The sequence below is a fragment of the Ensifer adhaerens genome (genome assembly GCF_000697965.2).
Taxonomy (GTDB): Bacteria; Pseudomonadota; Alphaproteobacteria; order Rhizobiales; family Rhizobiaceae; genus Ensifer; species Ensifer adhaerens.
Map to the genome: position 1 here is coordinate 821,077 of NZ_CP015882.1, position 13,416 is coordinate 834,492.

Sequence of the window (13,416 nt, forward strand, 5' to 3'; positions counted from 1 at the left end):
TGCGCTGGCACCTGGCGATATAGACGTCCACGTCATTGAATGACGCACGTTTTGCCGTGGCAGCATCGCGGCGCTGATCCAAAAGCAGGGTTGGTTTCCGAACGATGACCAGAAATACTAAATTTGTACTAACGTCACCAATTTTGGGTATTAGCATAATATAGTATGCTGTTTTAGGTGAGGCTCTTCAGTGCCGATTGCGCTCTCGCAGGGTTGATGTTTTCGTCGCCCGCAAAGGTCGAGGGGTATTTCCATGGCAACCGAAGGCACCGCAATTTCCAACGACGCCGCAGCTCTGTCGGCAGAGGCAATCGAATTCCGCAACGCGCCCGACGGCAAGGCTGACCGCCTGGTTGCGCAGGCCGCTCCCGCAGGCGAGTCGGAACTCATCGACCCCGCGACGGGCGCTCCCGTGAAAGGCGCCGAAACCGTGCCCCAGACAGCGCCCATGCCGACGGAAATCAGCGCCGATGCTTCGAATATCGTGCATTTGCCTGTGGGCGCGTCGATCGAAAAGATCAAGGTCGTTGGCAGCGATATCGTTTTGGAACAGCCTGACGGCTCCACGATCACCATTCACAACGCGGCATTGAAGGTCCCGACCTTCCTGATCGGTGACGCCGAAATCCCGCGCGAAACCCTCGTGGCGGTGCTCGGAGAAAACGGCATCAACGTCGCGGCCGGCCCGGACGGCAGCATCAGCGTCGTTTCGAACCAGAGCAGCGGCGGCGACTTCGCAGGGGCTAATGGCGATATCGGCGAGGCCGGACCGGTCATCAACTTGCTGGCGCCGACCGCGCTGCAGTTTCCGACGCTTGAGACGACCGAGCTTCTGCCGCCGACCCTCGATCCCAACGACGCACCGTCGATCATTCCCGACGGCAGCAGCGGCCCCGGCGGCATCTTTGTCAGCGACCGGCAGGTCGATGAAGCGGGCCTCGCCAGCGGTTCGCGCGCCGGTGACGGCAGCGCGTCGGTCAAGGGCATCTTCACCATTTCCGATCCGGATGGTGCCGGCGATATCGCCAGCCTGACGATCAACGGCCGGACCTTTCCCATCGGCGGCCTGGTCGGCCAGCCGGTTGCGGGCCAGTTCGGCGTGCTCACCATCACGGCCTACGATCCCGCGACCGGTGTCGCGCAGTATACCTATGAACTGACGAGCGCCATCACCAGTTCGGGCGTCAACCCTGGTGCCAATGTCGAGCAGGACCGGGATATCTTCACCCTTACGGTCACCGACGGTGACGGCGCGACCGGCACGGCCACGCTGCGCGTGGATGTCGTTGACGACATTCCTGTAATCGGCATCACGAATCCCGAGACGGCTCAAGTTGCCGAAGGGCAGACACTTTCCGGCAACTGGACGCTGACGGGAGGTGCCGACGGCGTCGGCACGGTGGACGTGACGGTTGGCGACACCACGCAGACGCTGACGTTGACCGCAGGCCAGAAGGTGGACTTCACGCTCGCCGAGGGTACGCTGACGGTCAATGCGGACAAGACCTGGTCGTTCACGGCAGCAAGCAATCTTAACAATGCCGGCGGTCTCGACGTGACGTTCTCGCTGTCGGCCAGGGACGGCGACAACGATGCAACGAGCGACAGCCAGACGATCAAGGTGGTGGACGGCGCAGGTCCGTCGGTTGATCCGCTTGCCGCGTCCGCAGCGCTGACGCTCGATGACCAGAACCTTGCCAATGGCTCGACGCCGGTCGGTGGCGCCGAGACGAGCAGCGGCACGATTGGCTTTGTCGCGGGTTCGGATGCGATCGCGACGATTGCGTTCGGTGACACCAGCGGGCTGACTGGCGTGCTGGTCTGGGACCGTGTTTCCGATACGCAGATCGTTGGCCGGGCCGGCGGTGCGACGCTTGTCACGCTCGACCTGGTTCGCGCAGGCGACAGCGCCACGGTAACGGCGACTTTGAACGGCAACTACGCCAGCCATCCCGGCATCAATTCCGACGACCTTGCGAATCTTGGCCAGGTCAAGGTGGTTGCGACCGATATCGACGGCGACAGGGCCGAAGGCACGGTGACGGTCGCGGTCTCTGACGACATGCCGGTCGCTCCCGCCGACACGGACAGCGTGTCCGAAGATGGCGCCGTCTTTGCAGATGGCAACGTGCTGACCGGTTCGGGAGGTGCGGATGAGAACGGCACGGACGGTGTCAAGGATATCGCAGGGGCAGACGGCGTATCGGTGACGTCCGTTTCATTCGGGAGCACAACAGGTCTGGTCGGCGGTTCGACGGCAGGTCAGTTCGGCACGTTGGTGCTGAATTCCGATGGCAGCTATACCTACACGCTCAACAACGCGACGGCCGGTGTGCAAAGTCTCGCCGCGGGCCAGATGGTGACGGATACGTTCACCTACGAGATCACTGACGGAGATGGTGATAGGTCGTCGACGACCGTCACAATCACAATCACCGGCACGAACGATGCCCCGGTCATCACGACGGGCCCGCAGAGCGGCAAGGTCGCGGAGATTGGCGACAATGCCGCTGGCGAGAACACGGTTACGCACACGCAGGGCGGCGCGGTCGGCTTTTCCGACGTCGATACGCTGGATCAGCACAGCGCCAGCTTCACGGCAGGTGGCGACGGCTATCTCGGCACCTTCTCGCTCGGGACGGTCGATCAGGCCGGTGACAAGGTTGGCTGGAATTTCGAGATTGCCGACAGCGTTCTCGACTCGCTTCAGGCCGGCCAGATCCTGACCCAGACCTATGACGTGACCGTCGATGATGGCAACGGGGGGACGGCGACCCAGACCGTGACGATCGTGATCACCGGCACCAACGACGCACCGGTCATCACTTCGGGCGTGCAGAGCGGTTCTGTGACGGAGATCGCCGACAAGGCGACGGGTGAGAACACGGTCACACACACGCAGGGCGGTGCGGTTGGCTTTAGCGATGTCGATACGCTCGACACCCACAGCGCCAGCTTCAAGGCGAACGGCGAAGGCTATCTCGGCAAGTTCGCGCTCGACCCGGTCAACCAGTCGGGCAACTCGGTCGGCTGGACCTTCAAGGTTGCTGACGGTGTCATCGACTCGCTGCAGGCCGGCCAGTCGCTGACGCAGACCTATGATGTGACCATCAGTGACGGTCATGGCGGCACGGCGACCCAGACCGTGACGATCGTGATCACCGGCACCAACGACGCACCGGTCATCACCTCGGGCGTGCAGAGCGGTGCGGTCACGGAGATCACCGACAAGGCGACGGGTGAGAACACGGTCACACACACGCAGGGCGGTGCGGTTGGCTTTAGCGATGTCGATACGCTCGACACCCACACCGCCAGCTTCAAGGCGAACGGCAACGGCTATCTCGGCACCTTCGCGCTCGACCCGCTGAACCAGGCAACCGATCAGGTCGGCTGGAGCTTCAAGGTTGCCGACAGCGTGCTCGACTCGCTGCAGGCTGGCCAAAAGCTGACGCAGACCTATGACGTCACCGTCGACGACGGCCACGGCGGCACGGCGACCCAGACGGTGACGATCACGATCACCGGTACCAACGATGCCCCGGTGATCACGTCCGGTTGGCAGCTCGGCGGCGTGGTGGAGCGCTTTGACGGCTTTCCGGGCGAGAACACGGTCACGCACACGCAGGACGGCACGATCGGCTTTCGCGACGTCGATACGCTCGACACGCACACGGCGAGCTTCACGGCGGGCGGTAACGGCTATCTCGGTACCTTCTCGCTCGATCCTTTGAACCAGGCAACCGACAAGCTTGGCTGGAACTTCCAGGTTGCCGACAGCGTGCTCGACTCGCTGCAGGCCGGCCAGATCCTGGTGCAGACCTACGACGTCACCGTCGATGACGGCCACGGCGGCACGGCGACGCAGACGGTCACGATCGTGATCGCCGGCACCAACGACGCCCCGGTGATCACCTCGGGTGTGCAGAGCGGTGCGGTGACGGAGATCGCCGACAAGGCGACGGGCGAGAATACGGTGACGCACACGCAGGACGGCGCGGTGACGTTTACCGACGTCGATACGCTCGACACCCACAGCGCCAGCTTCTTGCCGCAGGGCCGTGGTTATCTCGGTACCTTCTCGCTGGATGCGGTCGATCAGGCAGCTGAAAGGATCGGCTGGAACTTCAAGGTCGCCGACGGCGTGCTGGACTCGCTGCAGGCCGGCCAGACGCTGACGCAGAAGTACACCGTGTTCGTCAATGACGGCCATGGCGGGATCGTGGCGCAGACCGTTACGATCGCGATCACCGGGACGAACGATGCACCGGTGATCACCTCGGGTGCGCAGAGCGCCACGGTCACGGAGCGCGGCGACGGTGCGGCCGGCGAGAACTCAGTGGTGCACGTCAACGCCGGCAAAGTGGCTTTCGCCGATGTCGACACACTGGACACCCACAGCGCCAGCTTCAAGGCGAACGGCGAAGGCTATCTCGGCAAGTTCGCGCTCGACCCGGTCAACCAGTCGGGCAACTCGGTCGGCTGGACCTTCAAGGTTGCTGACGGTGTCATCGACTCGCTGCAGGCCGGCCAGTCGCTGACGCAGACCTATGATGTGACCATCAGTGACGGTCATGGCGGCACGGCGATCCAGACCGTGACGATCGTGATCACCGGCACCAACGACGCACCGGTCATCACCTCGGGCGTGCAGAGCGGTGCGGTCACGGAGATCACCGACAAGGCGACGGGTGAGAACACGGTCACACACACGCAGGGCGGTGCGGTTGGCTTTAGCGATGTCGATACGCTCGACACGCACACCGCCAGCTTCAAGGCGAACGGCAACGGCTATCTCGGCACCTTCGCGCTCGACCCGCTGAACCAGGCAACCGATCAGGTCGGCTGGAGCTTCAAGGTTGCCGACAGCGTGCTCGACTCGCTGCAGGCTGGCCAAAAGCTGACGCAGACCTATGACGTCACCGTCGACGACGGCCACGGCGGCACGGCGACCCAGACGGTGACGATCACGATCACCGGTACCAACGATGCCCCGGTGATCACGTCCGGTTGGCAGCTCGGCGGCGTGGTGGAGCGCTTTGACGGCTTTCCGGGCGAGAACACGGTCACGCACACGCAGGACGGCACGATCGGCTTTCGCGACGTCGATACGCTCGACACGCACACGGCGAGCTTCACGGCGGGCGGTAACGGCTATCTCGGTACCTTCTCGCTCGATCCTTTGAACCAGGCAACCGACAAGCTTGGCTGGAACTTCCAGGTTGCCGACAGCGTGCTCGACTCGCTGCAGGCCGGCCAGATCCTGGTGCAGACCTACGACGTCACCGTCGATGACGGCCACGGCGGCACGGCGACGCAGACGGTCACGATCGTGATCGCCGGCACCAACGACGCCCCGGTGATCACCTCGGGTGTGCAGAGCGGTGCGGTGACGGAGATCGCCGACAAGGCGACGGGCGAGAATACGGTGACGCACACGCAGGACGGCGCGGTGACGTTTACCGACGTCGATACGCTCGACACCCACAGCGCCAGCTTCTTGCCGCAGGGCCGTGGTTATCTCGGTACCTTCTCGCTGGATGCGGTCGATCAGGCAGCTGAAAGGATCGGCTGGAACTTCAAGGTCGCCGACGGCGTGCTGGACTCGCTGCAGGCCGGCCAGACGCTGACGCAGAAGTACACCGTGTTCGTCAATGACGGCCATGGCGGGATCGTGGCGCAGACCGTTACGATCGCGATCACCGGGACGAACGATGCACCGGTGATCACCTCGGGTGCGCAGAGCGCCACGGTCACGGAGCGCGGCGACGGTGCGGCCGGCGAGAACTCAGTGGTGCACGTCAACGCCGGCAAAGTGGCTTTCGCCGATGTCGACACACTGGACACCCACAGCGCCAGCTTCAAGGCGAACGGCGAAGGCTATCTCGGCAAGTTCGCGCTCGACCCGGTCAACCAGTCGGGCAACTCGGTCGGCTGGACCTTCAAGGTTGCTGACGGTGTCATCGACTCGCTGCAGGCCGGCCAGTCGCTGACGCAGACCTATGATGTGACCATCAGTGACGGTCATGGCGGCACGGCGATCCAGACCGTGACGATCGTGATCACCGGCACCAACGACGCACCGGTCATCACCTCGGGCGTGCAGAGCGGTGCGGTCACGGAGATCACCGACAAGGCGACGGGTGAGAACACGGTCACACACACGCAGGGCGGTGCGGTTGGCTTTAGCGATGTCGATACGCTCGACACGCACACCGCCAGCTTCAAGGCGAACGGCAACGGCTATCTCGGCACCTTCGCGCTCGATCCGCTGAACCAGGCAACCGATCAGGTCGGCTGGAGCTTCAAGGTTGCCGACAGCGTGCTCGACTCGCTGCAGGCTGGCCAAAAGCTGACGCAGACCTATGACGTCACCGTCGACGACGGCAAGGGCGGTACGGCGACGCAGACCGTGACGATCACGATCACCGGCACCAACGATGCTCCGGTGATCACGTCCGGTTGGCAGCTCGGCGGCGTGGTGGAGCGCTTTGACGGCTTTCCGGGCGAGAACACGGTCACGCACACGCAGGACGGCACGATCGGCTTTCGCGACGTCGATACGCTCGACACGCACACGGCGAGCTTCACGGCGGGCGGTAACGGCTATCTCGGTACCTTCTCGCTCGATCCTTTGAACCAGGCAACCGACAAGCTTGGCTGGAACTTCCAGGTTGCCGACAGCGTGCTCGACTCGCTGCAGGCCGGCCAGATCCTGGTGCAGACCTACGACGTCACCGTCGATGACGGCCACGGCGGCACGGCGACGCAGACGGTCACGATCGTGATCGCCGGCACCAACGACGCCCCGGTGATCACCTCGGGTGTGCAGAGCGGTGCGGTGACGGAGATCGCCGACAAGGCGACGGGCGAGAATACGGTGACGCACACGCAGGACGGCGCGGTGACGTTTACCGACGTCGATACGCTCGACACCCACAGCGCCAGCTTCTTGCCGCAGGGCCGTGGTTATCTCGGTACCTTCTCGCTGGATGCGGTCGATCAGGCAGCTGACAGGATCGGCTGGAACTTCAAGGTCGCCGACGGCGTGCTGGACTCGCTGCAGGCCGGCCAGACGCTGACGCAGAAGTACACCGTGTTCGTCAATGACGGCCATGGCGGGATCGTGGCGCAGACCGTTACGATCGCGATCACCGGGACGAACGATGCACCGGTGATCACCTCGGGTGCGCAGAGCGCCACGGTCACGGAGCGCGGCGACGGTGCGGCCGGCGAGAACTCAGTGGTGCACGTCAACGCCGGCAAAGTGGCTTTCGCCGATGTCGACACGCTGGACACCCACAGCGCCAGCTTCAAGGCGAACGGCGAAGGCTATCTCGGCAAGTTCGCGCTCGACCCGGTCAGCCAGTCGGGCAACTCGGTCGGCTGGACCTTCAAGGTTGCTGACGGTGTCATCGACTCGCTGCAGGCCGGCCAGTCGCTGACGCAGACCTATGATGTGACCATCAGTGACGGTCATGGCGGCACGGCGACCCAGACCGTGACGATCGTGATCACCGGCACCAACGACGCACCGGTCATCACCTCGGGCGTGCAGAGCGGTGCGGTCACGGAGATCACCGACAAGGCGACGGGTGAGAACACGGTCACACACACGCAGGGCGGTGCGGTTGGCTTTAGCGATGTCGATACGCTCGACACCCACACCGCCAGCTTCAAGGCGAACGGCAACGGCTATCTCGGCACCTTCGCGCTCGACCCGCTGAACCAGGCAACCGATCAGGTCGGCTGGAGCTTCAAGGTTGCCGACAGCGTGCTCGACTCGCTGCAGGCTGGCCAAAAGCTGACGCAGACCTATGACGTCACCGTCGACGACGGCCACGGCGGCACGGCGACCCAGACGGTGACGATCACGATCACCGGTACCAACGATGCCCCGGTCATCACCTCGGACGCCCAAGGCGGTGTGGTAACGGAGATCGCCGACAAGGCGACGGGCGAGAACACGGCCACGCACACGCAGGGCGGCACGATCGGCTTTTCCGACGTCGATACGCTGGATGAGCACAGCGCTAGCTTCACGGCGAACGGCAACGGCTATCTCGGTACCTTTGCGCTCGATCCGCTGAACCAGGCAACCGACAAGGTCGGCTGGAGCTTCAACGTCGCCGACAGCGTGCTCGACTCGCTGCAGGCTGGTCAGACCCTGACGCAGGCCTATGACGTCACCGTCGATGACGGCAAGGGCGGCACGGCAACCCAGACGGTCACGATCACGATCACCGGTACCAACGATGCGCCCATCATTACCTCGGGTACTCAGAGCGGCTCTGTGACGGAGATCGCCGACAAGGCGACGGGCGAGACCACGGCCACGCACACCCAGGGCGGCACGATCGGCTTTTCCGACGTCGATACGCTGGATGAGCACAACGTTAGCTTAACGGCGAACGGCAACGGCTATCTCGGTACCTTCGCGCTCGATCCCGTCGATCAGGCGGGCGACAAGGTCGGCTGGACCTTCAAGGTTGCTGACGGTGTCATCGACTCGTTGCAGGCCGGCCAGTCGCTGACGCAGACCTATGATGTGACCATCGACGACGGTCATGGCGGCACGGCGACGCAAACTGTGACGATTACGATCACCGGTACCAACGATGCGCCCATCATTACCTCGGGTACCCAGAGCGGTTCTGTGACGGAGATCGCCGACAAGGCGACGGGCGAGAACACGGCCATGCACACACAGGGCGGCACGATCGGCTTTTCCGACGTCGACACGCTGGATACCCACAGCGCCAGTTTCACGGCGAACGGCAACGGCTACCTCGGGACCTTTGCGCTCGATCCGCTGAACCAGACAACCGACAAGGTCGGCTGGAGCTTCAACGTCGCCGACAGCGTGCTCGACTCGCTGCAGGCTGGTCAGACCCTGACGCAGGCCTATGACGTCACCGTCGATGACGGCAAGGGCGGCACGGCAACCCAGACCGTGACGATCACAATCACCGGTACCAACGACGTCCCGATCATCACCTCGGGCACCCAGAGCGGTTCTGTGACGGAGATCGCCGACAAGGCGACGGGCGAGAACACGGCCACGCACACGCACGGCGGCACGATCGGCTTTTCCGACGTCGACACGCTGGATGAGCACGGCGCCAGCTTCACGGCGAACGGCAACGGCTACCTCGGTACCTTTGCACTCGGGACGCTCGATCAGGCCGGCAACGCGGTTGGCTGGAGCTTCAACGTCGTCGACAGCGTGCTCGACTCGCTGCAGTCCGGCCAGAAGCTGACCCAGACCTATGACGTCACCGTCGATGACGGCAAGGGCGGCAAGGCGACCCAGACGGTGACCATCACGATCACCGGCACGAACGATGCTCCGGTAATCACCTCGGTCTCACAAGGCGGTGCGGTGACGGAGATCGCCGACGGAGCGACCGGTGAGAATACGGCCACGCACACGCACGGCGGCACGATCGGCTTTTCCGACGTCGACACGCTGGATACCCACAGCGCCAGTTTCACGGCGCAGGGCGGTGGCTATCTCGGCACTTTCTCGCTCGGCTCGCTGAACCAGTCGACCGACTCGGTTGGCTGGAGCTTCCAGGTGGCCGACAACGTGCTGGATTCGCTGAATGCTGGTGAGACGCTGACGCAGAAGTACGATGTGACGATCGATGACGGCCATGGCGGCACGGCGGTACAGACGGTAACGATCACGATCACTGGCACTGATGATGGCGTGAGCGTCAACGGGCTGTCGTCCAGCGCCGAAGAGACGGTTTACGAGAAAAATCTCTCGGATGGTTCTTCGCCGAATGTGGCTGCACTTACGCAGACCGGCAGCTTCTCCGTGACGACGCCGGACGGACTCGCCGGCCTGAAGATTAATGGTACTTCGGTCGTGACGGGGGGCGCCTACGCCGTAGGAACCACGGTGGACACGGCACTTGGACTTCTGACGATCACCGGCTACACGCCAACGACGGTCAACGGTACGGTGACGGGCGCAACCTTCACCTACAGCTATCTGCTGCAGGACAACAGCTTGGCGCATACTGCGGCTGGAGCCGATAGCGGGGTCTTCGATAACTTCGTCGTCGCCGTGACAGATGAAGATGGTTCGACGAGCAATGCCACGCTCAACATCCGGATCGTCGACGATGTCCCGACCGTCCAATCCATCAGCAGCGCCTACATGGGCAACGGTACCGGTGCGCTGGAAGGTGTCATCAATGCGACGCCAGGCGCCGACGGCATCAAAGTTTACAAGATCGACAGCGTGGGCGGGCTGCCTACTGGCTGGACCACAACGGGAACGGGCACCGGGCAGGTGCTCGTGAAGGACAACTTCGGTACCGACATCTATCGCCTGACAACGAACGCGGACGGGACCTATCAACTGGAACAGTTGAAGGAACGTCCTGGAACGCAGGTAACCATTGATGCGGCGAACGATTTCCCCAATAGCCCAACGAAGACCTACGATTTCGGCTTCGCCAAGTTTACAGCACTTGCATCCTCCTCGGGGCAAGTGACCTTCAATGCCAACACGGCGTCAGGCGGTGGAAACGAGTTCGGGATCGGCAATCCGGCCTTCTCTACTGGGGAGAAGTTCAAGATTGAATTCGATAAGGATGTATCGTCGGTTACCTTGCGTTTCGGGACGGTTAAAGATCCAGGATCGATTGAGTTCACGGTAAGGGATGGCAATTCCACGCCATACACCTTTTCCAAGACTGTCGTCGCGGGGCAGACGAGTGTTACAATTCTTCCGAGCGATGTCGGATTCAAGTTCGATTACATCGAAGTTCTTGGCAAGAACGGCATCAATGTCTCCTTCACGACGGTAGGTTACACCGAAACCGTCGCCGCTTCGGATTTGACGCTGACTTTTGGCGTTACCGGAGAAGACAGGGATGGCGATTTGTCGAATTCCTCGACGCTCACCTTCGTGTCCGACGGATCCACAACCACGGCAAATGAGATCAGCGGCAGTGCGGGGCATGATGTCATCCATGGCGGAGCTGGCGACGACACGCTCAACGGAGGTGACGGCAACGACATCATCTATGCGAGCGCGGGCGACGACGACATTAATGGCGGAGCAGGCGTGGACCTGCTCAACTTTTCAGATGCGACCGGTCCCGTCACGTTTACGCTGGTACAGAGCAGTTGGGAGGATGATGTAGATCTTTCCAGCGTCGGCCTGGGAGAGGAAGACTACAGGAATATAGAAGGTGTCATTGGCTCCGACTTCAATGACAAGCTTTACGGTAGCAGTTATGGCGACATTCTGGCCGGGGGCGAGGGCAACGATACGCTTTCGGGCAATGGCGGAGCCGACAAGCTCTACGGCGATGCCGGCAATGATACGCTGGTTGGCGGTTCCGGCAACGACACGCTGTATGGCGGGACGGGCGTCGACAAGCTGACTGGTGGCTCAGGCGACGACACCTTCGTTCTCGATGCGAAAGACCTGCAACTCGACATCGCCGACGTCATCACCGACTACGACGGCGACGACGACTCTGTCGACTTGTCGGCTTTGCTCGGTAACCTGCCTTCGGGAACGACGCTTGATGGCGACTATCTCCAGGTGGTTCAGGATGGGCAGAACGCCAACCTGCAAGTGGACACCGAAGGTAACGCCGGTAGTGGTGGCTGGCATACGGTTGCCGTGTTGGAGAACTTCAATGTCTCGACGGAAGTTGTGAAGGTGCTGTTCAACGAAAACGGGACGAAAACATCGCAGGATGTGCACTAACGCAAGGTCGATCTCGACAGTTCTGCGGTTCTCAGCAATCATCCGGGAACCGCATATTCAGGGGGAGCTTTCATGAGCAGAAGCATGCTGGCGGGGGTGATGCTCGCACTGATGCCCATATCCAGTTTCGCGGCCGACCTTATCGGCGACTATGCGCCGGCGGCCCGGCAATGCACCGAGATCAGCCAGTCCGCGCTGACGGTCGATCAGGACGTGGCGACGCTGACCAAGGAAGTCGTGGCGCGCATGGACGAGGCGATTGCCGTTGCCGACGATCCGCGCTGGATCGCTTCGACGCGGCCGGCCTTCGTCTGGGCGTCCGAGACCAAGGTCGCCTGCGGCAAGGCCTATGGTTACCTGCAATCGAGCTGGCGTGACGAGGACTACATTGCCAAGTGCGATTGCTTCTACGCCAAAATGCGGCACTTCATGAATTGAGACAGCCGGTATGATCGACATGCCCCACGTTGTGGTTTCCCCGGCACGGCGCGTGTCGTCGTGCCGACAATGGCTGGCACTCGGCGTGCTCGCGCTTGGCGTTCTCGCCGGTTGTCAGGGCGCTCCCACCGCCCCTGAGGTGCTCGACGTCGAATCGCCGCAGGCAAGGCATGCCCGGCGCGCATCCGAGCATGCGGTGAAGTCGCAGGAGGCCTTCGGAACCGGCGCAACGCGTGTCGGGCTTATCACTGCACTGATGGCGCCGTCGGGCGAAACGGTGCGCGAACGCGACATCCGCGACGGGGCGTCGCTCGCCGTGGACGAGGTGGGTGGTGGCCAGCTTTCGCTTTTGGTCGAAAATACCGACGGTTCGCCGCAGCAAGTCCAGGACGCCGCCAAGCGTCTCGCGGGCCAGAACGCGGCGTTGATTGCGCTGTCGGTTGCGGACGTGCCTGTCAGCACCGTCCGCCAGGGACTTGGCTCTGCCCGCGCGCCACTTCTCGCGTTGCGCGGCAACGGCGCCGAGCGGCCGGCCGGCACCTTCGCCTTCGTTTCTGACCGCATCGATAGCGCTGTCGAGGGCGCTTCCTATGCTTTTGCCTCCGGCCGCAAGCGGCTGATCGTGCTTTTGCCCAGCGATGTCTCTGCCGCCGAACGGCAAAGGCTGGATCGCGGTCTTGCGGGCTATGGCATCAAGCCGGCGCTTGTCGCCGTGACCGGCATCACGACATTTTCCGGTGACGCGGCCGCCAAGGCAAAGCTAAAGGATATTGATGCGGTTCTCCTCATCGGATCGGAAGGGGGGGAGGTCGGTTCTCTGTCGCAACTCAAGGCCAACGGCTATCTGAAACCGAATGCAATGGTCGTCGGAACTTCCGGTTGGACGAATGCCGCCTACAAGCGACCCGAATTTTCCGGAAGCCACCTCTGTCTCTTCGGCCCGGAAAACGGCTCGCGGATGACGTCGCGCTTCCTCGATCGCTACGAGCGTGCGGCAAGTGCGGACGCGGCTTATGGGTTCGACGTCATCGCCCTTGCGGCTGGTCTCGTGCGGTCCCAGGGGGAAGGCGCCATCAATCAGGAAAGCATCCGCGCGCCAAACGGTTTCGTCGGTGCGGCGGCCACCTTCCGGTTCACAAAGGACGGCTCGGTAGAGCGAACCTGCGCCATCTATCAGGTGACCGCCGGCAGCGTGAAGCTTCTGGATCCCGCGCCCCGCTCGTTCTGACCGAAGCGTTATT

The 13,416-nt window shown here is 62.8% G+C and carries 3 protein-coding genes; all 3 read left to right on the forward strand.

What is annotated here, in order from left to right; genetic code table 11:
* The first annotated feature begins 253 nt into the window (after window positions 1-253).
* The 3 genes from FA04_RS35480 (at window position 254) to FA04_RS31455 (ending at window position 13,403) form a co-directional block, all read left to right on the forward strand.
* On the forward strand, window positions 254-11,737 hold the full coding sequence (locus tag FA04_RS35480; protein ID WP_064817072.1) for a VCBS domain-containing protein: 11,484 nt from the start codon (window positions 254-256) through the stop codon (window positions 11,735-11,737).
* Between the two features lie 72 nt (window positions 11,738-11,809).
* Window positions 11,810-12,175: a hypothetical protein gene (locus FA04_RS31450; protein WP_034798085.1), complete on the forward strand. Its 366-nt coding sequence runs from the start codon at window positions 11,810-11,812 to the stop codon at window positions 12,173-12,175.
* A gap of 10 nt (window positions 12,176-12,185) precedes the next feature.
* Window positions 12,186-13,403, forward strand: a complete 1,218-nt coding sequence (locus FA04_RS31455; protein WP_034798086.1) for an ABC transporter substrate-binding protein — start codon at window positions 12,186-12,188, stop codon at window positions 13,401-13,403.
* Window positions 13,404-13,416 lie beyond the last annotated feature (13 nt).